Origin of the sequence: Streptomyces sp. WMMC1477, from assembly GCF_027460245.1 — a bacterium.
In the GTDB taxonomy this organism is placed as follows: Bacteria; Actinomycetota; Actinomycetes; order Streptomycetales; family Streptomycetaceae; genus Streptomyces.
The window spans coordinates 1008470-1030283 of the sequence record NZ_JAPZBD010000003.1 but is presented as its reverse complement, the minus strand read 5'-3'; the positions used below and the strand labels follow the sequence as shown (position 1 = coordinate 1030283).

Below are 21814 nucleotides of genomic sequence, written 5' to 3'. Positions count from 1 at the left end.
GCGGGGGTCAGCCCTGCTTGGGCGCGGCCTGCTGGACGACCTCGAACGACCACAGCGTCGAACCGGCCGCCGCGGGCTTCTGCTGCGGGGCGTCCTCGCCGCCGCGCTGGTGGGCGGCCTTCATCGGGCCCTCCATCCAGGCCTGGAACGAGGCCTCGTCGCGCCAGCGGGTGTACACGAGGTACTGGTCGGTGCCCTCGACCGGGCGCAGCAACTCGAACCACTCGAAGCCGTCCGAGTTCTCCACTGCGCCGGCCCGCGCGCCGAAGCGCTGCTCCAACACCTCACGCTGTTCGGTCGGAACCGTCAGAACGTTGATCTTCACGATGCTCATGACCCCATCCTGCCCCACCGGCGGCCGTCCGGACCGGGTGCGCCGTGGCTCAGGTGGTCCCCGCGTGAGCCGCGTCTGCTCTCGGGGGAAACGCGGGGGAAACGATCGGGGCGGCGTCGGCGAGAATAGCGCCGGACAGGACGTACGAACGGGGCGGGTGTGACGGCGGAAATCGGGGAGCGGGCCGAGAGGCGGCCGCTTGAGGGCGTGGCGCCGGTGGCCGCGGTGGTGCTGTGGCTGCTGGCGGCGGGTTTGCTGACGCGGCAGGCGGTCGCGGTGCTGCGGCTGCCGCCCGAGCGGCGGTTGACGGACCTGGTGGCGTGGCTGGGCGAGCGCGGTGCGCTCAGCGGGGACGGCCTGCTGTACTCCGACGGGCGGTTCACCGGCACGCCGCTCGCCGGGCTGGTGCTCAGACCGCTGGCCGGAGCGGGGGACGATCCCGGGCTCGGCGTCGTCTGGACGGGGCTGGGCCTGCTGCTCGTCGCCGGGCTCGGCATGCTCGTCGTCCTGGCCCTGCCCGGTCCGCGTTCCCGGCGTTGGGCGCTGCTTCCGCTGCCCGCCGTCGTCACCCTGCTCATGGTGTCGCTGCCGGTGCGGGACGCCTTCGCGGCAGGCGGCACCGGGCTCGTGCCGGTCCTGCTGGCGCTCGCGGGGTTCCTCGCCGCCGGCCGGTACGGGCGGTTCGCCGGGGTACTGCTCGGCCTCGCCGCCGCGCTGGAGCCGCCCCTCCTGCTGTTCGCCGCGGTGCTGTGGTGGGCCTCGGTCCGGGGCGCCGGTCCCGGGCGCCGGACGGCGGCGCTGTGGGCCGGCGCCACCTTCGCCGCCGGCACCGTGCTGGCCTGGGCCGCGCTGCCCTCGGACTCGTGGACGTACTGGGTGCACCACCTCGCCGGGGCGGGGCTGGGGGCGGCGCCGGGCGACGCGGCCAACCAGTCGCTGCACGGGCTGCTGCTGCGGCTCGGGTTCACCGGCCCGCTGGAGCCGGCACTGTGGGCGGTGCTGGCCGGTGTGGCCGCGGCCCTGGGCCTGCGCCGCGCCGGGCACTACGCGCGGGACGGCCAGTGGCTGCTGGCGGCCGCCGTCACCGGGTGCACCGCGGTGGCCGTCTCCCCGGTCGCCTGGCCGCACCTGCACCTGTGGGTGCTGCTCGCGGCCGTGGGCCGGGTGGGGCGGCGCAAGGGGGACCGCTACGTGTGGCCGGTGTTCGTCGTCCTGGTCCTGACGATGGACGGTGCGGCGCTCGTGCCGCACATCGCCTGGCTCGCGCCGTTCGGTGAGAACGTCACGCTGCTGGCGGCCCTGCTCGCCGCCTGCGGGCTGCCGTTCGTCTCCCGGCGCTCCGCGGTGTGGGCGCGTCCGGAGCCCTCGGGAGTGTTCAGCCGCCCCAACCTCATGCTGGAGCTGCTGCTGATCCGCGTCGGCTACTTCGTCTACTCCTACGTGCGTTCGCTCGCGGCCGGGGGCCGGGAGGCGGCCGAGGCCCACGGCGCGCAGATCCTCGCGCTGGAACGCCCGCTGGGGCTGGACGTGGAGCACGGGCTGAACCAACTCGTGGCGGCCTCCGACGGGCTGACGAAGACGATGAACTTCTACTACGGCGCCTTCCACTTCCTGGTGCCGATCGCCCTGCTGGGCGTCCTCTACCTGCGCCGTCCGGCCACCTACCGCTGGGCGCGGACGGCGCTGTCGTTCGCCACCCTGCTCGGCCTCCTGGGCTTCTGGCTCTACCCGCTCGCGCCGCCCCGGCTGATGCCGGGCCTGGGCTACGTGGACACCGCACACGGTCCGCAGGACTTCGACGATCCCGACTTCGGCGTGCTGACCGGCATCTCCAACCAGTACGCGGCGATGCCCTCGCTGCACGTCGGCTGGTCGCTGTGGGCCGCCGTCGTGGTCGTCCGGGTCACGCCGGCGCTGTGGCCGCGGCTGCTGGCCGTCCTGTACCCGGTGCTGACGACGGTGGTGGTGATGGGCACGGCCAACCACTATCTGCTGGACGCGGTCGGAGGCGCCGCGGTGGTGGCCGGGGGCTTCGGCGTCGCGGCGCTGTGGCGGCACCACACGGCCGGCGCCGCGGAGTCCGGGGCCCCGGCGAACGCCCACGGGGCCGGTGCCGTGGCGGCTCCGCCCGCCGCCCGGGCGCCGGCCGGGCGCGCGGAGCCGCTCACCGACCCGGGTGCGGCCGTCCGCTGACGCGCCCGACGGCACCGGGCGCCGGGCCCGCGTCGGCTGACCGCCCGGCGTCGGGGCGCTCGGCGTCCGGCCGCTCGGCACCGGCCGGCCCGACGGCATCGGCCGGTCCGGGGACGTCGCCGCGCTCGCGGACGGCGTCGGCCGTACCGGAGGCGAAGGTGACCGGCGCGGCGAAGGCCGCCCGGCGGGTGGCCCGGCGCAGGGTGCGCAGCACCGGGCCGCCGACGGCGAGGGTGAGCACGGCGGTCAGGGCGGCGCGGGGCACGTCCCAGCCCAGCGAGGTGGCGAGCCAGTAGGCGGTGAACCGGGCGAGGTTCTCGGCGGCCGGGTCGCCGGGGACGAAGGAGATACCGGTCGACAGGCCACCGATGTAGGGCCAGCCCTGGAGGTTCATGACCAGGCCGTAGGCCATGGCGGCCGGTGCTCCGTAGACGGCGAGCAGCCACAGCTCGCCGCGGCCGCGCAGGGTGTGCGGGCGCGGCAGCAGGCCCGCCCCCATGGTGACCCAGCCCAGGGTGAGCATCTGGAAGGGGAGCCAGGGCCCGACCCCGCCGGTGAGCAGGGCGCCGGCGAACATGGCCAGCGCGCCGAGCACGAAGCCGAACCCGGGGCCCAGGACCCGGCCGGAGAGGATCATCAGGAAGAACATGGGCTCCAGCCCGGCCGTGCCCGCCCCGAGCGGGCGCAGGGCCGCCCCGGCCGCCGCCAGGACGCCGAGCATGGCGACGGCCTTGGCGTCCATCCCGGAGTCCGCGATGGTGGCGACGACGACGGCCAGGAGCAGCGGGAGCAGGGCGGCGAAGAGCCAGGGTGCGTCGGCCGAGTGGGCGAGCCCGGAGGCGGAGTCGGCCAGCAGGGGCCAGCCGAACGCGACGAGGCCGGTGGCCGAGACGAGGGCGAGCGCCGCCGCGGCCCGCGGGCCGAGCCGTACCGGGCGGTCCCGGTGCGCGCCGCTCACGGCGCCTCCCGGAGGGCCCGCCGCACCTGGGACACCGTCAGCCAGGGCTGCGGGGCGAGGATCTTGGCGGTCTGCGGGGAGAAGGCCGGCGAGGAGACGACGACCTCGGCCGTGGGTCCGTCCGCGACGATCTCGCCCTGGGCCAGGACGAGCACGCGGTCGGCCAGTTCCGCGGCGAGTTCGACGTCGTGGGTGGCCAGGACGATGGCGTGGCCGCGGGCGGCCAGCTCCCGCAGGAGTGTCGTGAGGCGGTGCTTGGCGGCGTAGTCGAGCCCGCGGGTCGGCTCGTCGAGGAGGACGAGGGGCGGTGCGGCGGTGAGGACGACGGCCAGCGCCAGGACGAGCCGCTGGCCCTCGGAGAGGTCGCGCGGGTGCACGGTGTCGGCCAGGCCCGGCAGCAGTTCGGCGACGAGGGCGCGGCACGTACCGCGCGGGGCCTCGGCGTCGCGGTCGGCGTCCTCGCACTCGGCGGCCACGGTCTCGGCGGCGAGGAGGTCGCGCGGGTCCTGGGGAACGAGGCCGACGTGCCGCAGCAGCGGCCCGGGCTTGCTGCGGTGCGGGGTCAGCCCGCCGACGGAGACGGTGCCGCCCGCGGGCGGGTGCAGCCCGACGAGCGAGCCGAGCAGGGTGGACTTGCCGGAGCCGTTGCGGCCCATGAGGGCGAGGGTCTCGCCGGGCCGCACGGTCAGCGAGACGTCGTGCAGGACCGTGGCGCGGCCCCGTCGCACGCCCAGCCGCGCGACCTCGGCGACCGGCGCGCCCCGGGCGCCGTCCTGGCCGGAACCCTCGCCGGGACCGCCATCGCGCCGGGAACCGGAACCACCGATACCACCGGCGCCACCGGAACCACCGTCCGCCTCCGCGGCGTCCGCCGGGAGTCGGGCGGCAGGGGGCGCGAGCCGCTCGCGCAGGTCCCCGGCACGGCGCCGGGCGTCCCGGACGGACAGCGGCAGCGGGGACCAGCCCGCCAGCCGCCCCAGCTCCACCACGGGGGGCCGCACCGGCGAGTGGGCCATCAGCTCGGCCGGGGGCCCGAGCCGGGCGGGCTCCCCGGGCGCGGGCAGGAGCAGCACCTGGTCGGCGTACTGGACGACGCGTTCGAGCCGGTGCTCGGCCATCAGCACGGTGGTGCCCAGATCGTGGACGAGGCGCTGGAGGACGGCCAGCACCTCCTCGGCGGCGGCCGGGTCGAGGGCGGAGGTGGGCTCGTCCAGGACCAGCACCCTCGGATGGGTCGTCAGCACCGAGCCGATGGCCACCCGCTGCTGCTGTCCGCCGGAGAGCGTGGTGATGGGGCGGTCACGCAGCTCGACCAGGCCCAGCAGGTCGAGGGTCTCCTCGACCCGGCGGCGCATCGTCGCGGGAGGCAGCCCGAGCGACTCCATGCCGTAGGCCAGTTCGTCCTCGACGGTGTCGGTCACGAAGTGGGCCAGCGGGTCCTGGCCGACGGTGCCCACGACGTCGGCGAGTTCGCGCGGCTTGTGGGTGCGGGTGTCGCGGCCGTCCACCGTGACGCGGCCGTGGAGGGTGCCCCCGGTGAAGTGCGGCACGAGCCCGGACACGGCGTTCAGGACGGTCGACTTGCCGACCCCGGACGGCCCGACGACGAGCACGAGCTCGCCCTCCGGGACCGTGAGGTCGAGCCCGGTGACTGCGTCGGCCGCGGCCTCGGCGTAGGTCACGCGGAGGTTCTCGAATCGGATCACGGCGCGGCCCTCCCCGGCCTCGGCTTCTCGGTGGTGGCGGTGCGCGCGGCCCGGCCCGGGGCGCGGTCGGGCAGCGGGGCGACGACGGCGGGCAGCAGGCCCAGCAGGCACACGGTCACCGTCGCCGGGGGCGCTTCGGGGGCCGTCAGCGGGACGGCGGGCGGGTTGAGGGCCGTGGGGTCGGCGGCGGCGAGCGCGATGACCCCGGCGGCGACGGCCGCCCCGGAGCCTGCCACGAGCCAGGCCCGGGCGCCCCAGCGGTCCGGCCGGTACCGGCTGCGGACCGTGCGGCGCCCGCCGAGCCGCAGCCCGGCCAGGGCGGCGGCGAGGCCGATCCCGAGCACGGGCAGGGCGAAGGCGGCGCCGTCCGCGGTCAGCAGCCCGTAGGCGCCGACGCACACGCCCAGCAGCCCGCCGAGCGTGCACCCGGTGGTGGCCCGGCGCACGGCGGGGGAGACCCGCGCCGTGCGGCCGTACCCCCGGGCGTCCATCGCGGCGGCCAGGGCGACGGAGCGTTCCAGGGCGCCCTCCAGCACGGGCAGGGCGACGCGCAGGATCGAGCGCACGCCGGTGTCCGGGCGCCCCCGCAGCCGCTGGGCGGACCGCAGCCGCCGCACGTCCGCGACGAGGTGCGGGGCGAACGTCATCGCGACGACGACGGCGACCCCGGCCTCGTAGAGCGCGCCCGGCAGCGACTTCAGCAGCCGGGCCGGGCTCGCCAGCGCGTTGGCGGCACCCACGCAGGCGAGCAGTGCGGCCAGCCGCATGCCGTCGCGGAACGCGAAGTACATGCCCTCCGCCGTGACCCGGCCGCCGATCCGCACGCCCTGGGCCCACTCGGGCAGCGGGATCTCCGGCAGGGTGAACAGCACCGTCGTGCCGCCCACGGGGGAGCCCAGCACGAGCGCGAAGAGCAGCCGGGTGACGAGGACCGCCAGGCCGAGCAGCAGGAAGACGCCGTAGGAGCGCGCCCAGGGCGCGTCGGTGCGCCGGACGGCGACGACGTACCCGGCCACGGCCACCAGCAGCGCCAGCACCACCGGGTTGGTGGTGCGGGACGCGGCGGCGGCCAGACCCAGCGCCCAGAGCCACCAGGCCCCGGCGTGCAGGGCGTTGCCCCGGCGCGCGGAGGGCGCGCGCAGTGCGGTGAGGAGAGCCCGCGTCATGACGCCCGTCGCCGCCTCGCCTGCCACACCCCCGCGGCACCCAGCGCGAGGACGACGAGTACCTCGCCCACGATCGCCCAGGGGAACCCGGAACCGCCGTCGTCCCCGTCCGCCTCGTTCCGGTCCTCCTCGGCGGCGTCCCCCGCGTCCGTCCCGCCGTCCCGCGCACCGTCGGCGCCGCCCTCCGTCCCGCCGAGCCGCGCGCCGCACTCCGTCTCGGGGTATCCGGCGATGGCACACAGCAGGGCGGAGGAGTCGTAGCGCAGGGGCGGGGCGGCGGCGGCCAGCGCGTCGCCCACCGAGGCGTCCGGCGCGACCGAGGCGCACACCCGCCACGGCCGCGGCGGCGTCTCGCCGCCGGGCGCGTCCTCGGGGGTCCCGGGGTCGATGACGAGAGCCACCCGCTTGCGGCCCTCGCGCGGCGCGGTGTCCGCGCAGACGGCCTTAAAGTCGGCGCGCTGCCGGGGCCGGGCGCCCTCGCCGGCGCTCGCGCTCACGGTGAAGCGGAAGCCCACGACGTCGCCGTCGGCGGGACGCAGGGTCGCCGGGCCCTGGGTGGCGTAGACCCAGGAGCCCTCCTCCGCCGTCCAGAAGGACCAGTACCGGTAGCCGTCGGCGTGAGCCGGCCCCGCGCCCGTCAGGAGCACCAGGAGACCCAGCGCCGCCACGGCGAGGGCGCGCGCCGCCGGCATCAGCCCGCGTTCCCCTCGGCCGGAGCCCCGTCGCCCGCCGCGTCGCCGCGCCGCTTGCGCAGGACGACGACCACCACGCCGAGACCGGCGCCCACGGCGAGTCCGGCGCCGACGGCCCACCAGGGCATGCCCGAGCCCTCGTCCTCGATCAGCCGCGGCTCCGGGCCGGTGGCGTTGAGCTGGGCGATGAGGTCGCTGCCGCCGAAGTCCTCGGGGTCGCCGCCGCCGGCGCGCACGGCCAGGAGCAACTGCCCCAGCCCGGCGGGCTGCTGCGGCAGCCCCTGCCACTCGGTGTGGTGCTCGGCCAGCCAGTTCAGCGGCTCCTCGGCCGCGGCATGGAACCCGCCGACGGACAGGGCGATGACGGCGAGCGCGGTGCTGCCGTAGTCGGGCTGGGGCTCGGCGCCCGGGGCGGCCGACAGCAGGTAGCCGCCGTTGCGCTCCATCGCCGCGCTGAGGTAGGCCGCCGCGGCCTGCGCCGACACCCCCCGGTCGAACCGGTCGTCCGCGCCGCAGTCCGGGAGGGTGGGCCTGCCCGCGTCGCCCTGCGCCGGGTCGGCGGCCAGGCCCTGGCCGTAGGCCGCGAGCGCCCCGGCGGCCGTGGCCAGCCCGTTCGCCACCAGTTCACCGTTCTCGCCGGGCAGGTAGGCGAAGGCACCGGCCTGTTCGTCCGCCGCGTCGCAGCCGAGCTGGAAGCCGTCCAGGGCGGTGTAGGGGGAGGCGCCCTCCCGGGTGACGTCCCCGGGCTGGCGCTCGGCGGCGGTGAGCGCTCCGATGACGACGGCCGTGGAGTTGGCGTCGGTCGGTTCGCCGGCGTTGTAGCCCCAGCCGCCGTCCTCGTTCTGCACCGACTCCAGCCACGCCACCGCGTCCTTGACCGGTTCGCTGTCCGCGCCCCGCACGGCGGCGAGGGCCTGGACCGCGATGCCCGTGGCGTTGGTGTCGCCCGGCCGGTCCGTGCCGCACGCCGCGTCGCCGTCGGCGCGGTAGGGGAGGAAGGAGCCCTCGTCGCACTGCTGGGCCGCCAGCCACTCGACGGCCGAGTCCGCCGGGGCGTAGCCGGCGGCGTCCTGGGCGAGCAGGGCTATGGACTGCCGCCACACCCCGTCGTACTGGGGGTCGGCCGTCCCGAACAGCCCGGCGGGCAGCGAGCCGGAGGGCGAGGGGGACGGCGCGGGGGAGGCGTCGGCCAGGGCGGCGGGGGCCACCGACGCGCTCAGGGCGGTGACGGCGGCCAGGGCCGTGGCGCAGCGGCGCAGGTACATCGGATGCCTTTCGGTGGCGGTCGCGCACACCGGGCACCACGGCGGGCCGCGCTGGGCGCGCGGCACCGGGGGCTCGGCATCCGCAGACCTCGACGGAGCCGGCGGCACACCGGGGCGTGCAGCCGGGAGCCTTGGGCCTCTCATGGGAGAGGCGCCTGGGCGCGGGTGTTCCGACTCGCGGTTCCGCACGCCACGGGCGGCCGTGCGGTACCGCTCACGGTTGCGGGTCAGTGCCGGATTCGCACCGGTCTTTCCCCGGCCAGGGCGGGTTTGCACCGGACACTCTAACGGCGCTCCGGCACCGCGCCGGGATGCCGCCGGTCACACCGCCTCGGCCACAGGCGTCCTCGGGGCCTGGTCAGACGTCGCGGACGAGCCGGGAGACCGTCGCGAGGTCGGCCTCCACCTGTTCGAGCGAGGCCCGTCCGGCCAGCCAGTTGATGAGGCCGAGGAGCCAGGTGTGCTCGATGACCCGGACCGTCGAGAGCTGCTGCGGCGTCGGCTCTCCCTCCAGGCCCGTGGCGTCCAGGATGATCGCGGTGGTGAGCCGCAGGACGGTGTCCACCTCCGCGCTCACCGACCGGTCGGCGAAGGTCAGGGCCCGGACCATCGCGTCCGCGAGGTGCGGTTCGCGCCGGAGTGACCGGAACGCCCGCTTCAGTGTCTCGGCCACCCGTGCCGCGGGCTCGTCCGCCGCGGGCGGCTGCTGGTGCAGGGTCGTGTGCAGGTGCCGCAACTGGTCCTGCATCATCGCGACGAGCAGGTGCACCTTGGACGGGAAGTAGCGGTACAGCGTGCCGAGGGCGACCTGCGCGGTCTCGGCGACCTCGCGCATCTGCACCGCGTCGAAGCCGCCCCTGCGGGCCGACTGCGTCGCGGCCCTCAGGATGCGGCGGCGCCGCTCCTCCTGGCGTTCGGTCAGCGCGGGCGGTTCCGCCGGGACGGCCCCGGCCGGCGGGGTCCCGGTCGGGCGGGCCGGCGGGGGTGTCGGCGGGGGTGTTGGCTGCGGTGGGTTCATGGCGTGTTCGGCGTCGGTCTCACGGAGCTGGGCGCGTGGGCTGCTGTCGTCGTGGGCTGCGGTCGTCTGGGCTGGACGCGTGGGCTGCGGTGCGTGAGCCGGGCTCGTCGGCTGCGGTGGTCGTGAGCCGGGCTCGTCGTGGTGGTCCGGACGGCGGGTGCGCCGGCGGCGGGCCGCCCCCGGCCCGTGCATCCTGTCAGGAGGTACGTCGTGGTGCGAATCACCGCGCCCGCCCGTAACGCGCAAGTGACCGGCCGGTAGATTCAGAGGCGCTCCCGCGAGGAGCCGAACAGCTGAAACTTGTTCTACCTCGGCGCGAGCCGTTACGCTCCCGCGAAAGTCCGGCGAGAAGGGGACCGCGAGTGACCGCAGAGGCCATACGGGACGCGGCGACCGGGCCCCGGCGGGGCGGTACGGAATCCGGCCGCCCGCTGCGCGTCGCGCTGCTCAGCTACAAGGGGAACCCGTTCTGCGGGGGCCAGGGCGTCTACGTCCGGCACCTCTCCCGCGAGCTGGTCCGGCTGGGGCACGAGGTCGAGGTGATCGGCGCCCAGCCCTACCCGGTCGTCGACGAGGGCGTCACCCTCACCGAGCTGCCCAGCCTCGACCTCTACCGCGCCGCCGACCCCTTCCGCACCCCCGGCCTCAGCGAGTACCGGGACTGGGTCGACGCCCTGGAGGTCGCCACCATGTGGACCGGCGGCTTCCCCGAGCCGCTGACCTTCTCCCTGCGCGCCCGCCGCCACCTGGCCGCCCGGCGCGGTGACTTCGACGTCGTCCACGACAACCAGACCCTCGGTTACGGCCTGCTGGGCGGCACCGGGGCACTCGGAGCCCCGCTCGTCACCACGATCCACCACCCCATCACCGTCGACCGGAAGCTCGACCTGGCCGCCGCGCCCACCCTGCGGCGCCGCCTGTCCGTGCGCCGCTGGTACGGCTTCACCCGGATGCAGCGCCGCGTCGCCCGCCGCCTCCCCTCGGTGCTCACCGTCTCCGGCTCCTCCCGGCAGGAGATCGTCGACCACCTGGGCGTGGCCGAGGGCCGGGTGCACGTCGTCCACATCGGCGCCGACACCGAGCTGTTCCGTCCGGACCCGTCGGTGCCCGAGGTGCCGGGGCGCATCGTGACGACCTCCAGCGCCGACGTCCCGCTCAAGGGGCTCGTGCACCTCGTCGAGGCGCTGGCCAAGGTCCGCACCGAGCACCCCGAGGCCCACGTCGTCGTCGTCGGACGGCGCCCCGAACGCGGCCCGGTGGCCAAGGCGGTCGAGCGCTTCGGGCTGGACGCCCCCGGGCCCGGCGGCCACCGGCCCGTCGAGTTCGTCAAGGGCATCAGCGACCAGGAGCTCGCCGACCTGGTGCGCGGCGCCCAGATCGCCTGCGTCCCCTCCCTCTACGAGGGCTTCTCCCTGCCCGCCGCCGAGGCCATGGCCACCGGCACCCCGCTCGTGGCCACCACCGGGGGCGCCCTGCCCGAGGTGGCCGGGCCCGACGGCGAGACCAGCCTCGCGGTGCCGCCCGGTGACCCCGGCGCGCTCGCCACCGCGCTCACCCGGCTGCTGGCCGACGCCCCGCTGCGACAGCGGCTCGGCGCCGCGGGGCGGGCCCGGGTCCTGAGCCGCTTCACCTGGCGGCAGGCGGCCATCGGCACCGCCGAGCACTACCGCGAGGCCGTCGACCGCTCCCGCACCGCCGCGGCCCACCGCTGACCGCGGCGCGTATCCGCCCGCGGCACGGCCCACGACCCACGCCCCGCCCGGGGCACCGCCCCCGACCAGCCCGCCCTGTCCTGCCCCCGGACCGAAAGCAGAACCCCCTGTGCTGACCGTCGACTTCTCCCGGTTCCCGCTCGCCCCGGGCGACCGCGTCCTCGACCTCGGCTGCGGCGCCGGCCGTCACGCCTTCGAGTGCTACCGGCGTGGCGCGCACGTCGTGGCGCTCGACCGCAACGCCGAGGAGATCCGCGAGGTGGCCACCTGGTTCGCCGCGATGGAGGAGGCCGGCGAGGCCCCCGCCTCCGCCACCGCCACCGCCATGGAGGGCGACGCGCTCGCCCTGCCGTTCCCGGACGACAGCTTCGACGTCGTCATCATCTCCGAGGTCATGGAGCACATTCCCGACGACAAGGGCGTGCTCGCCGAGATGGTCCGCGTCCTGCGCCCCGGTGGGCGCCTCGCCGTGACGGTGCCGCGCTACGGGCCGGAGAAGGTCTGCTGGGCGCTGTCCGACGCCTACCACGAGGTGGAGGGCGGCCACATCCGCATCTACCGGGCCACCGAACTGCTCGCCAAGCTGCGGGAGGCCGGACTGCGCCCCTACGGCAGCCACCACGCCCACGCCCTCCACGCGCCGTACTGGTGGCTCAAGTGCGCCTTCGGCGTCGACAACGACAAGGCGCTCCCCGTGCGCGCTTACCACAAGCTGCTGGTCTGGGACATCATGAAGAAGCCACTCGCCACCCGCCTCGCGGAACGGGCCCTCGATCCCCTCATCGGCAAGAGCTTCGTCGCCTACGCCACCAAGCCCCACCTCCCCCGCACCCCGGAGACGACTGCGTGACCAGCCCGGAGCGCACCGAACTCCTCGTCCTGCCGGGTGTCCTCACCGCGGAGCAGGCGGCCGCCACGGTCGCCGGAATCGCCGCCGAGCAGCGCCCCGACGGCGCCATCCCCTGGTTCCGCGGCCACCACCTGGACCCGTGGGACCACGTGGAGGCCGCCATGGCCCTCGACACCGCGGGCGAGCACGCCCGCGCCGCGGCGGCCTATCTGTGGCTCGCCGAGCACCAGCTCCCCGACGGCTCCTGGTACGCCGCCTACGCCGACGGCGACGCCCGCGAACCCACCGACACCGGCCGGGAGTCCAACTTCTGCGCCTATGTCGCCGTCGGTGTCTGGCACCACTACCTGTCCACCGGCGACGACACGTTCCTGGAGCGCATGTGGCCCGTCGTGGCCGCCGCGACGGGCTTCGTCCTCTCCCTCCAGCAGCCCGACGGCACCGTCGCCTGGAAGCGCGAGCCGGACGGCACCGTGCTCACCGACGCACTCCTCACCGGCTGCTCCTCCGTGTACCAGGCGCTGCGCTGCGCCCTGGCCATCGCCGAGCACCGCGAGGAGCCGCAGCCCGACTGGGAGCTGGCCTTCGGACGGCTCGGCCACGCGATCGCGCACCATCCCGAGCGCTTCGCGGACAAGTCCCGCTACTCGATGGACTGGTACTACCCGGTGCTCACCGGGGCGGTCACGGGCACGGCGGCCAAGGAGCGCGTCGAGTCCGGGTGGGACCGCTTCGTCGTCCCCGGCCTGGGCGTGCGCTGCGTGACGCCCAACCCCTGGGTGACGGGCGGCGAGAGCGCCGAACTCGCCCTGGCCCTGTGGGTGATGGGGGAGTCCGGCCGCGCCGTGGAGATCCTGCGTTCGATCGCCCACCTCCGCGCCCCGAACGGCATGTACTGGACGGGGTACGTCTTCGCCGACGAGGCCGTGTGGCCCCGGGAGCAGACGGCCTGGACCGCCGGCGCGCTGCTGCTGGCCGTCGCGGCCCTCGGCGGGGACCCGGCCACCGTCGAGGTCTTCACCGCCCCGGCGACCCCCGTCGGTCTGACCGCCTCCTGCTGCTGAACTCCCCTTGCGGGACGGCGAGACCCCCGCCACCGTGGCGCAAGCCCGGTGGCGGGGGTCTCGCCGTGGAGCGGGACCGTCAGCCGCGCTGGATGCCGGAGGTGTCGGCCAGGAGACCGCGACGGCCGTCCTGCGTCTGCGCGATGAGGGCCTGACCGCGCTGCTCGACCGCCAGGTACCAGGTACCCGGAGCCAGCTCGGCGATCGGGGTCGGCGAACCGTCCTCACCGGTCAGCGGACGGGCGACCGGAACCGCGAACCAGAACGGCTGGAAGTTCGGGTCGGCCGCGCCCTGCTGGGGCTGGGGCTGCGGCTGGGCGCCGGGCTGACCGCCGAAGGACTGGTCCTGGGGGCCCGGCTGCGGGCCGCCAGGGTAGCCGTAGCCGGCCTGCGGCTGACCGGTCTGCTGCGGGGCACCGGTGTAGCCGTAGGCGCCCTGCTGGCCGTAGGCCTGCGGCTGCTTCATGCCGCCGGCCGGGATGAGCGCGGCCTGCAGCGGCGGCAGGTAGACGGTGGCGATGGCACCGGCCGCCATGATGATCACCGCGATGAAGCCCATGACCTGCCCGGCGCCGACGTCCAGCGCCTCCTCGATGCCCATCGGGTTGGCGAGCAGCGTCCAGAAGCCCGCCCACACGGCCATGACGCTGAAGGCGATGCCCCACTGGTCGAGCTTCAGCCCCGCGACCCGCAGCTCCGAGTTCACGAAGCGGGAGACGACGATGAAGACCGTCGCGAGGAGGCCGCCCAGGAAGATGGTCGGCATGACCGGCCAGAAGTAGTTCGACCAGCCGTTGCGGCTGTCGTCGTCCTGCCCGAACTGGCCGGGGAAGCTGTAGAAGTCGAGGAATGAGGCGATGAACAGCAGGACCGCTGCTCCGATCACCACTGCATCGCCTCGCTGGAGCGAGCGGTTGTTCACGTCAGATCCCTTGTCGATCTCGTCGTCATGGTCCGGTCATCACGGGGGCGGCCCCCATCGTACGGACACTCTGGTCAGCGTGCGGACGACCCCCCGAATTCGGGGATGGGCGGAGTCCGGATGTCGCAGACGCCCGCGGTGGCCTCGCGGCGGCGTCAAAAAGCCTTTTCCCCCTTGCCAGTTGCTACGGGGCGTCCGCGTCACGATCGGTGAGGAAGGCGGTGACGCCCCGGGCGATCCCGTCGGCCGCGCGGGTCCGCCAACCGTCGTCGGTCAGCAGGGCGGCGTCGTCGGTGTCCCGCATGTTGCCACACTCGAGGAAGACCTTGGGCACCGTGGAGAGGTTCAGTCCGCCGAGATCGGCGCGCACGTCGAGCCCCGACTCGGCCGTGTCCGGGCCCAGATACGCCGCCGGACGGGTGCCGGTGGCCCCGGCGAAGTGCTCCACCAGGTGGGTGCCGAGGCGCCGGGAGGGCCCGGTGATGCTCCGGGTGTCCGCCGCGCCCGCGGTCACGTCCGCCGGGAGGATCACGTGGAAGCCGCGCTCGCCCTCGGCCGCCCCGTCCGCGTGCAGCGAGACGGCGGCGTCGGCTCCGGCCTCGTTCCCGATGCGGGCCCGCTCGTCGACGCACGGTCCGTGCGGCCGGTCGCCGTCGTGGGTGAGGACGACGGTCGCCCCGCGCGCCTCCAGCCGGTCGCGCACCCCGCGGGCCAGGTCCAGGGTGAACTCGGCCTCGGGGTAACCGGCGTTCGTCTCGGCGCCCACGGCGTCGCAGTCCTTGCGGTGGGTGCCGACGTCGACCTGGCGCCCGATGGCCTCCGGGTGGTTCCGGTTGCCGGGGTTGTGGCCGGGGTCGATCAGGACGACGGTGCCGGCCAGCGGGCCGCCGTCCGCCGACGGCTCGGGCGCCGACGGCCCGCTCGGCTTCCCCGGCGCCTCGGAGGCCGCCTTGCCGGGCCGTCCGGGGCGCTCGGTGTCGCGTCCGGCGCTCTCGGGAGCGGGCCGGGCCACCAGCCATCCCACGAGGCCGAGCACGCAGCAGGGCACCAGGACGGCGGCGACGAGCAGGGCACGGCGGGCCGGTGACACCTCAGCTCCCGGGTGCGGTGCGGCGCAGCACGCGGAGCGAACCGGTGCCGGGCTCCTCCGTGTACGCGCCCGACTCCAGCGCCCTCCGGTACACCCGGTACGGCGCCTGCCCGCCGTCGGCCGGGTCGGGGAAGACGTCGTGGATCACCAGGAGGCCGTTCCGTACCAGGTGCGGGGCCCAGCCCGTGTAGTCGGCGCTCGCGTGCTCGTCGGTGTGGCCGCCGTCGACGAAGACGAGGCCGAGCGGCGTGCGCCACAGCGCCGCCGCCTGCGGGGAGCGGCCGACGAGGGCGAGGACGTGGTCCTCCAGTCCGGCGGCGTGCAGGGTCCTGCGGAAGGCGGGCAGCGTGTCCATGCGGCCCACCCGGGGGTCCACCAGCTCCGGGTCGTGGTACTCCCAGCCGGGCTGCTGCTCCTCACTGCCCCGGTGGTGGTCGACGGTGACGGCGGTGACCCCGGCCTGCCGGGCCGCGTCGGCGAGTAGGATCGTGGACCGTCCGCAGTATGTGCCGACCTCCAGCAGCGGGTGCCCGAGCCGGGCCGCGTCGGCGGCCGCCGCGTAGAGCGCGAGGCCCTCGTCCCGGGGCATGAAGCCCTGCGCTGCCTCGAACGCGGCGATGATCTCCGGCTTGGGTGTCGTCATGCCGCCCATGCTGCCGCATGGCCGCGTGCGCCGCGGGCCCGGGTGCCGCCGTCCACGCGGTCGCCGGACGGCCGCCGGCGACGGGCTGTTCCCAAGGCGGAACCCGGTGCGTTATACAGGGAGTCGACAAGAAACTGAAACACGTTCCTGTGCGTCCACACGCCCCGGGTCCGCCCCAAGGGAGACACGCCAGATGCCCATCGACGCCGCCACCGCGCTCGCCGCCCCGCCCAAGGTCACCGCGCTGGCCTGGGACCACAAGGACGTCCTGCTCTACCACCTGGGTCTGGGAGCCGGAGTCCCCGCTACGGACCCGGCCGAGCTGCGCTACACGCTGGAGAGCAGGCTGCACGTCCTGCCCAGCTTCGTCACCGTGGCGGGCGGCGGCATGGCGTTCGTCGACGGCATCGACGCGCCCGGCATCGACGTCGACCTGGCCGGCATCCTGCACGGCGGGCAGCGCATCGAGCTCCACCGGCCCGTCCCCGTCCGGGGCACGGCCACCCAGCGCTCCCGCGTCGCCGCCCTCCACGACAAGGGCGAGGGCAAGGCGGCCGTCGTCGTCCTGCGCATGGACGTCGAGGACGACGCGGGGCCGCTGTGGTCCTGCGACACGAGCCTCTTCGTGCGCGGCGCGGGCGGGTTCGGCGGGGAGCGCGGCGCGAGCGAACGCCTCCCGCTGCCGGAGCGGGCCCCCGATCTCACGCTGGACCGCGTCGTCCGGGAGGAGCAGGGCCTCCTCTACCGGCTCAGCGGGGACTGGAACCCCCTCCACGCCGACCCGGACTTCGCCCAGCTGGCCGGCTTCGACCGGCCGATCCTGCACGGCCTGTGCACCTACGGAATGACGCTCAAAGCCGTGGTGGACGCCGCGCTGGACGGCGACGTCTCCCGGGTGACGGGATACGGCACCCGGTTCGCCGGGGTCGTCTTCCCCGGCGAGACGCTGCGGGTGCGGGCCTGGCGGCTGGACGCCGGGCGCATCCAGGTCTCCGTCACGACGGCGGAGCGTGACGACGCGCCCGCCCTGACGGACACCGTGATCGAGCACACCTGACGTCCGGCCACCGGGCCGCCCGTGGGTCTCAGTTCGCCGAGGCCCCGTCCCCGTCGTCGCCGGGCCTGCGGTGCCGCCCGTGCGGCGGGGTCCCGGAGTCCTCGGCGGTCGCCGCCCGGCCCCGGTGACGGCCCGGTGCCGCGCTCTGCTCGCCGTTGGTGTCGGTGTGCTGGTCGGACATGCTGGTTGGGCTCCGAAGTGCTGGGTTGATCGTTTGCGGCCGAGATGATCTTAGTCGTCGCGTCGGACCGCAGGGCCGGTCCTGCCCGCCGGGGGGCGGACGACGGCGGGCACCTCAGCGTGCCGCCATGGCCAATGGTGCCTTCCCCAACGGAACGGGTTTACACGTCACTTGTGCGTCCGGCTCCGGTGTCCTCTGCTCCTGCGTCTGCCCCGGTTCCTGTCCCCGCCCCGGCTTCGGCCGGGACCCGGCCGCCCGGTGCTTCCCGGCCCCGGGGGCCGACTCGCGGCGGGGCCCGTCCTCGCGCTCCTCCAGCCGCAGCCTGGCCAGCCCGCAGCGCACGCCCTCCGCGGCGTACGGCAGGAGCAGTTCGCCGCCGGCGGTGAACCGGCCCGTGCGCAGCCAGCCGTTCGGCGCCGGTACGTAACTCAGCCCCCGCCATCCCGGCCGCCACACCGCCAACCACGGCAGCTCGGCCCCGCACGGCTCACCCGAGCGGGGGGCGCCCTCGACCCGCAGCGCCACCGCGCACCGCTCCGGCAGCAGCGCCTGCCCCGGCTGGACGGCGAACGGCGTGACGGTGACGTCTCTCTGGTGCAGGGCCGCGGGGAAGCGGACCGGCCGGTGGCTGCCCAGCACGCCCCAGCCGACCCGGTCGGCCCCGGGCGCGTCGGACCGCAGGAGCAGCAGGCCGCTGTCCGGATCGGCCAGCAGCAGCCGGTCGTTGCTGCCCTCCGCGATCTCCAGCAGCGGTGAGACCGCGCCGCCCCGGCCCAGGTCCACCACGACGGCCTTCACCACCCCGTCCGCGCCGCGCCGGTTGAGCGCCAGCAGCCGCCCGTCCCGGCCCAGCCAGACGCCGTCCGCGCAGTGCCCCGGCACCACCGCCACGCGCTGCGGCCCCTCGGCCCCGCCCGTCAGCCGCCACACCGCGGTCGTCCCGGAGCCGGCCGCCAGCGCCCACGCGCTCGACCCGTCCGGAGCGGGGGGCAGCAGGGCGAGCTGCTCCGCCGCCACGGCGCCCAGCGGCACCTCACCGGTGCCCGGGCCCGCGGGGTACAGGAGCGAGGGGCGGTACCGTCCGTCCGCCCGGCGCAGGATCAGGACCCGCCCGTCGGCCAGCGGCAGGAGCTGGCTGTGCGGGTCCTCCGGCTGGCTGCCCGGGAGGGAGACGGCGTACGGCTCGGGGCCGTCCAGCGTCCACCGCTCCGGGCACCAGCGCCCGGCCCCGCCCGGCGCGGCGAGCCGCGCCGCGTAGCCGCCGTCCGCCGAGAGCACGCAGGCCAGGGGCCGGTAGGGCGGCGGCGGGGGGATGACCGGGGTGTCGGGCGTCGCGGTGCCGGGCGTCGCGGTGTCCGTCGTCGGGCTGTCGGTGGTCGGGCTGTCCGTCGTCGGGCTGCCGGTCCTCGGGTTGCCGGTCCTCGGGTTGTCTGCCGAGCCGCCCCGCGGCGCCGCACCGCCCGGTGCGTCGTCGCCCTCCGCGACCGTGCCGCGTTCCTCCACCGTTCCGGACCCGACTGCGCAGACTGTCAACTGCGATCACCTCCGGGTCCCGACGCTAGGGATGGAACGTCGTTCCGAACGGGGAGAGGTGTCCGGCTTCATTCGTTCGGGTGGCTATGGCGGGGTTTGCCGCACTCGCCGCGGCGTTGTGTGCTGCCGACGGCTGTCCCGTCCCCCTCCGGTCCCCGCCCCGACGCCTGCTCCGCTCCGCCGCCCGTCCGGTACCGGGGCAGCGCCCTGGCCGGAGGCCCGGGTGCGGGCGGTAGCCTTTTCCCGTGCCCGCACTATCCGAAGTCATCGCCGCGCTCGACACCCTCTGGCCACCCGCCGGGGCGGAGCCGTGGGACGCCGTCGGCACGGTCTGCGGAGAGCCGGACGCCGAGGTGTCCCGGGTCCTGGTGGCCGTCGACCCGGTGCAGGAGGTGGCCGACGAGGCGGTGGCCCTCGGCGCCGACCTCCTCCTCACCCACCACCCGCTCTACCTGCGGGGCACCACGACCGTCGGTGCCCACACCTTCAAGGGCCGGGTCGTGCACACGCTCATCAGGCACGAGATCGCGCTGCACGTGGCCCACACCAACGCCGACCGCGCCGACCCCGGCGTCTCCGACGCGCTCGCCGAGGCGCTCGACCTGCGCGTCACCGGCCCGCTCGTGCCCGACCCGGACGATCCGGCCGGCCGCCGCGGCCTGGGCCGCCTGTGCGAACTGCCCACCCCGCTCTCCGTCGCCGCCTTCGCCCAGTACGCCGCCGAGCGGCTCCCCGCCACCGCGCAGGGCGTCCGCGCCGCCGGCGACCCGGACGCCGTCGTGCGCACCGTCGCCGTGTGCGGCGGCTCCGGGGACAGCCTCTTCGACGCCGTGAGGGCGGCCGGCGTCGACGCCTACCTCACCGCCGACCTGCGCCACCACCCCGCCTCCGAGGCCCGCGAGCACTCGCACCTCGCCCTGCTGGACGCCGCCCACTGGGCCACCGAGTGGCCCTGGTGCGAGCAGGCCGCGGCCCAGCTCGACGCCGTCTCGCAGCGCAACGGCTGGGATCTGCGCACGCACGTCTCGCACGCCGTCACCGATCCCTGGACGGCCCACGCGGCCTCCGGGGTCCACCCCGACCACTCAGGAGCCCCCAACTGAACGCCGCGCCCGCCGACCAGATCCGCCTTCTCGACGTCCAGGCCCTGGACATCCGGCTCACGCAGCTCGCCCACCGAGCCGAGACCCTTCCCGAGCACGGCGAAGTCCGCACCCGGGAAGAGGAGCTGACGCAGCTTCGGGACCTGCTGGTGGCCGCCCAGACCGAGGAGAGCGACACCGCACGCGAGCAGACCAAGGCCGAGCAGGACGTCGACCAGGTGCGCAAGCGTGCCGCCCGCGACCAGGAGCGGCTGGACTCGGGCATGGTCACCAACCCCAAGGACCTGGAGAGCCTGCAGAGCGAGATCGCCTCCCTGGCCCGGCGGCAGAGCACGCTGGAGGACGTCGTCCTGGAGGTCATGGAGCGCAACGAGGCCGCGGCGGGGCGCGTCGCCGAGCTGACCGAGCGCGTCGCCGCGGTCCAGGAGAAGGCCGAGGACGCCAAGGCCCGCCGCACCGCCGCCAGCGAGGAGATCGACGGCGAGGTCGCCGCCGTCCGCAAGGAGCGCGAGGTCGTGGCCGCCGCCGTACCGGCCGATCTGCTGGGGCTCTACGACAAGCTGCGCGGGCAGCAGGGCGGCGTGGGCGCCGCCAGGCTCTACCAGCGCCGCTGCGAGGGCTGCCGGCTGGAGCTCAACATCACCGAGCTGAACGAGGTGCGCGAGGCCGCGCCGGACGCCGTCGTGCGGTGCGAGAACTGCCGCCGCATCCTGGTGCGCACCCCCGAGTCGGGGCTGTGACACGGGCGATGGGACGACGCTTCGTCATCGAGGCCGACGGCGGTTCCCGGGGCAACCCGGGCCCGGCCGGCTACGGTGCGGTGGTCAAGGACGCCGTCACCGGTGAAGTGCTGGCCGAGACGGCGGAGTTCATCGGCCACGCCACCAACAACGTGGCCGAGTACCGGGGCCTGGTCGCCGGGCTCCACGCCGCCCGCGAGCTTGACCCCGAGGCCTCGGTGCACGTCCTCATGGACTCCAAGCTCGTCGTCGAGCAGATGTCGGGGCGCTGGAAGATCAAGCACCCGGCCATGCGCCCGCTCGCGGCCGAGGCCCGCGAGATCTTCCCGCTCGACGCCGTGCGCTACGAGTGGGTGCCGCGCGCCCGCAACAGCCACGCCGACCGGCTGGCCAACGAGGCCATGGACGCCGGGCGGCGAGGCGAGCAGTGGCGCCCCTCCGGCGTCCCCGAGCCCGCAGCGGCCCCCTCCCGGGAAGACGTCGGCGTCACCGCCCCCGCCGCGCCGCCGCCCGGCTGGTCGGCGGACCTGGGCGCCCCCACGACGTTCGTGCTGCTGCGGCACGGGGAGACGGCCCTGACCCCGCAGAAACGGTTCTCAGGGAGCGGCGGCGACGACCCGGAGCTCTCCGAGGCCGGGCGCCGCCAGGCCGAGGCCGCCGCCACCGCGCTGGCCGCCCGCGGCACCGTCCAGGCCGTCGTCAGCTCCCCGCTGCGCCGCTGCCAGGAGACGGCCGCCGCCGTCGCCGCCCGGCTCGGCCTCGACGTCCGCACCGAGGACGGGCTGCGCGAGGCCGCCTTCGGGGCCTGGGAAGGGCTCACCTTCGCCGAGGTCAGGGAGCGCCACCCCGAGGACCTCGACGCCTGGCTGGCCTCCGACACCGTCGCCCCGACCGGCGGCGGCGAGTCCTTCGCCGACGTCGCCCGCCGCGTCGCCGTCGCCCGCGACAAGCTCGTCGCCCGCTACGCCGGCCGCACGGTTCTCCTGGTCACCCACGTGACCCCGGTCAAGACCCTGGTCCGGCTGGCCCTGGGCGCCCCGCCGGAGTCGCTGTTCCGCATGGAGCTGTCCGCCGCGTCCCTCTCGGCCGTCGCCTACTACGCCGACGGCAACGCTTCCCTCCGCCTCCTCAACGACACCTCCCACCTCCGCTGACCCCGGCCCGCTCGGGGCCTCGTCCACGGCGCACGCGGCCCAGCCCACCCAGGCCACCTCGGTGGGACCTACACGGGACGCGGCCCCCTGCTCTAAGGTGGCGGCCTAGCCGACCTGGGTGACAGGGGGAACCGGGTGCGTGAGGGCATGACCGTCGGGGGCCGCTACCGGGTTGAACGCCTCCTGGGAAGAGGCGGGTTGGGCGAGGTGTGGGAGGCGGTGGACGCCACGCTCGGCCGCCGGGTCGCCGTCAAGTTCGTCACCGGCGTCCGGCAGTACCCGGAGGCGGCCAGACGGTTCGCGCGCGAGGCCCGCACGCTCGCCGCACTGCGCCACGGCAGCATCGTCACCGTCCACGACGCCGGAACGGCCGAGCATGACGAACAGCCCCTGCCCTACCTCGTCATGGAGCTGCTGGACGGTGTCACGTGGG

20 protein-coding genes, 1 pseudogene and 1 riboswitch are annotated in these 21814 nt (G+C 75.8%); of the genes and pseudogenes, 9 read left to right on the top strand and 12 right to left on the bottom strand.

What is annotated here, in order from left to right; genetic code table 11:
• Positions 1-7 precede the first annotated feature (7 nt).
• Positions 8-334: an antibiotic biosynthesis monooxygenase family protein gene (locus O7609_RS04945; protein ID WP_269733687.1), complete on the bottom strand. Its 327-nt coding sequence runs from the start codon at positions 332-334 to the stop codon at positions 8-10.
• A 159-nt stretch (positions 335-493) separates the two neighbouring features.
• Between O7609_RS04945 and O7609_RS04940 the strand changes: the two genes are divergently transcribed.
• Complete coding sequence (locus O7609_RS04940; protein ID WP_332328032.1) at positions 494-2527, top strand: bifunctional glycosyltransferase 87/phosphatase PAP2 family protein; 2034 nt, start codon at positions 494-496, stop codon at positions 2525-2527.
• Here the strand turns inward: O7609_RS04940 and O7609_RS04935 are convergent.
• The 6 genes from O7609_RS04935 to O7609_RS04910 all read right to left on the bottom strand — a co-directional run bounded on the left by O7609_RS04935 (position 2499) and on the right by O7609_RS04910 (position 9332).
• Complete coding sequence (locus O7609_RS04935; RefSeq protein ID WP_269733686.1) at positions 2499-3485, bottom strand: ECF transporter S component; 987 nt, start codon at positions 3483-3485, stop codon at positions 2499-2501. The two genes, O7609_RS04940 and O7609_RS04935, sit on opposite strands and share 29 nt — an antisense overlap.
• A complete protein-coding gene (locus tag O7609_RS04930; RefSeq protein ID WP_269733685.1) occupies positions 3482-5191 on the bottom strand; it encodes an ABC transporter ATP-binding protein in 1710 nt (569 codons plus the stop codon). The genes O7609_RS04935 and O7609_RS04930 overlap by 4 nt, the downstream gene beginning before the upstream one ends.
• Positions 5188-6357, bottom strand: a complete 1170-nt coding sequence (locus O7609_RS04925; protein WP_269733684.1) for an energy-coupling factor transporter transmembrane component T — start codon at positions 6355-6357, stop codon at positions 5188-5190. The genes O7609_RS04930 and O7609_RS04925 overlap by 4 nt, the downstream gene beginning before the upstream one ends.
• Positions 6354-7049, bottom strand: a complete 696-nt coding sequence (locus tag O7609_RS04920) for an SCO2322 family protein (RefSeq protein ID WP_269733683.1) — start codon at positions 7047-7049, stop codon at positions 6354-6356. Before O7609_RS04920 ends, O7609_RS04925 begins: the two co-directional genes overlap by 4 nt.
• Positions 7049-8314 carry a prenyltransferase/squalene oxidase repeat-containing protein gene (locus tag O7609_RS04915; protein ID WP_269733682.1) on the bottom strand — a complete coding sequence of 422 codons (1266 nt, stop codon included), beginning with the start codon at positions 8312-8314 and terminating at the stop codon, positions 7049-7051. Before O7609_RS04915 ends, O7609_RS04920 begins: the two co-directional genes overlap by 1 nt.
• 163 nt (positions 8315-8477) lie before the next feature.
• A riboswitch (cobalamin riboswitch) is annotated at positions 8478-8570 on the bottom strand.
• Positions 8571-8672: 102 nt separating this feature from the next.
• Positions 8673-9332, bottom strand: a complete 660-nt coding sequence (locus O7609_RS04910) for a TetR family transcriptional regulator (protein ID WP_269743125.1) — start codon at positions 9330-9332, stop codon at positions 8673-8675.
• Between the two features lie 362 nt (positions 9333-9694).
• Between O7609_RS04910 and O7609_RS04905 the strand changes: the two genes are divergently transcribed.
• The 3 genes from O7609_RS04905 to O7609_RS04895 all read left to right on the top strand — a co-directional run bounded on the left by O7609_RS04905 (position 9695) and on the right by O7609_RS04895 (position 12958).
• The gene (locus tag O7609_RS04905) at positions 9695-11044 is read left to right on the top strand and encodes a glycosyltransferase family 4 protein (RefSeq protein ID WP_443072060.1); all 1350 of its coding nucleotides are present in this window, start codon (positions 9695-9697) and stop codon (positions 11042-11044) included.
• Positions 11045-11153: 109 nt separating this feature from the next.
• Positions 11154-11894, top strand: a complete 741-nt coding sequence (locus O7609_RS04900) for a class I SAM-dependent methyltransferase (RefSeq protein ID WP_269733680.1) — start codon at positions 11154-11156, stop codon at positions 11892-11894.
• On the top strand, positions 11891-12958 hold the full coding sequence (locus O7609_RS04895) for a prenyltransferase (RefSeq protein WP_269733679.1): 1068 nt from the start codon (positions 11891-11893) through the stop codon (positions 12956-12958). Before O7609_RS04900 ends, O7609_RS04895 begins: the two co-directional genes overlap by 4 nt.
• A 79-nt stretch (positions 12959-13037) precedes the next feature.
• Here the strand turns inward: O7609_RS04895 and O7609_RS04890 are convergent, their stop codons facing one another.
• The 3 genes from O7609_RS04890 to O7609_RS04880 all read right to left on the bottom strand — a co-directional run bounded on the left by O7609_RS04890 (position 13038) and on the right by O7609_RS04880 (position 15613).
• Positions 13038-13844: a hypothetical protein gene (locus O7609_RS04890; protein ID WP_332330036.1), complete on the bottom strand. Its 807-nt coding sequence runs from the start codon at positions 13842-13844 to the stop codon at positions 13038-13040.
• Between the two features lie 220 nt (positions 13845-14064).
• Positions 14065-14970, bottom strand: a complete 906-nt coding sequence (locus O7609_RS04885; protein ID WP_269733677.1) for an N-acetylmuramoyl-L-alanine amidase — start codon at positions 14968-14970, stop codon at positions 14065-14067.
• A 1-nt stretch (position 14971) separates the two neighbouring features.
• Entirely contained in the window at positions 14972-15613 is a 642-nt protein-coding gene (locus tag O7609_RS04880) for a class I SAM-dependent methyltransferase (RefSeq protein ID WP_269733676.1), read from the bottom strand.
• A 193-nt stretch (positions 15614-15806) separates the two neighbouring features.
• On the opposite strand from O7609_RS04880, the gene O7609_RS04875 reads away from it, so the two are divergent.
• On the top strand, positions 15807-16670 hold the full coding sequence (locus tag O7609_RS04875) for a MaoC/PaaZ C-terminal domain-containing protein (protein WP_269733675.1): 864 nt from the start codon (positions 15807-15809) through the stop codon (positions 16668-16670).
• A gap of 28 nt (positions 16671-16698) precedes the next feature.
• Here the strand turns inward: O7609_RS04875 and O7609_RS04870 are convergent, their stop codons facing one another.
• Positions 16699-16851 carry a hypothetical protein gene (locus tag O7609_RS04870; RefSeq protein WP_269733674.1) on the bottom strand — a complete coding sequence of 51 codons (153 nt, stop codon included), beginning with the start codon at positions 16849-16851 and terminating at the stop codon, positions 16699-16701.
• Between the two features lie 114 nt (positions 16852-16965).
• Positions 16966-18384, bottom strand: a complete 1419-nt coding sequence (locus O7609_RS04865; RefSeq protein ID WP_443072059.1) for a hypothetical protein — start codon at positions 18382-18384, stop codon at positions 16966-16968.
• A gap of 245 nt (positions 18385-18629) precedes the next feature.
• On the opposite strand from O7609_RS04865, the gene O7609_RS04860 reads away from it, so the two are divergent.
• From O7609_RS04860 to O7609_RS24695, 4 genes and pseudogenes are all read left to right on the top strand, one after another.
• The gene (locus tag O7609_RS04860; protein ID WP_269743124.1) at positions 18630-19487 is read left to right on the top strand and encodes a Nif3-like dinuclear metal center hexameric protein; all 858 of its coding nucleotides are present in this window, start codon (positions 18630-18632) and stop codon (positions 19485-19487) included.
• Positions 19484-20227 (top strand): zinc ribbon domain-containing protein, encoded by a 744-nt coding sequence (locus tag O7609_RS04855; protein ID WP_269737014.1) that lies wholly within the window; start codon positions 19484-19486, stop codon positions 20225-20227. Before O7609_RS04860 ends, O7609_RS04855 begins: the two co-directional genes overlap by 4 nt.
• Positions 20228-20235: 8 nt before the next feature.
• On the top strand, positions 20236-21381 hold the full coding sequence (locus O7609_RS04850; protein WP_269733672.1) for a bifunctional RNase H/acid phosphatase: 1146 nt from the start codon (positions 20236-20238) through the stop codon (positions 21379-21381).
• Positions 21382-21528: 147 nt separating this feature from the next.
• Positions 21529-21750: pseudogene (locus tag O7609_RS24695) on the top strand (protein kinase domain-containing protein); the annotation flags it as partial.
• Positions 21751-21814 lie beyond the last annotated feature (64 nt).

Coding starts and splice junctions, on each gene's coding strand:
- O7609_RS04945 (WP_269733687.1), bottom strand. CDS start 334: ATGAGCATCGTGAAGATCAACGTTCTGACGGTTCCGACCGAACAGCGT.
- O7609_RS04925 (WP_269733684.1), bottom strand. CDS start 6,357: ATGACGCGGGCTCTCCTCACCGCACTGCGCGCGCCCTCCGCGCGCCGG.
- O7609_RS04920 (WP_269733683.1), bottom strand. CDS start 7,049: ATGCCGGCGGCGCGCGCCCTCGCCGTGGCGGCGCTGGGTCTCCTGGTG.
- O7609_RS04915 (WP_269733682.1), bottom strand. CDS start 8,314: ATGTACCTGCGCCGCTGCGCCACGGCCCTGGCCGCCGTCACCGCCCTG.
- O7609_RS04910 (WP_269743125.1), bottom strand. CDS start 9,332: ATGAACCCACCGCAGCCAACACCCCCGCCGACACCCCCGCCGGCCCGC.
- O7609_RS04880 (WP_269733676.1), bottom strand. CDS start 15,613: ATGACGACACCCAAGCCGGAGATCATCGCCGCGTTCGAGGCAGCGCAG.
- O7609_RS04875 (WP_269733675.1), top strand. CDS start 15,807: ATGCCCATCGACGCCGCCACCGCGCTCGCCGCCCCGCCCAAGGTCACC.
- O7609_RS04870 (WP_269733674.1), bottom strand. CDS start 16,851: ATGTCCGACCAGCACACCGACACCAACGGCGAGCAGAGCGCGGCACCG.
- O7609_RS04850 (WP_269733672.1), top strand. CDS start 20,236: ATGGGACGACGCTTCGTCATCGAGGCCGACGGCGGTTCCCGGGGCAAC.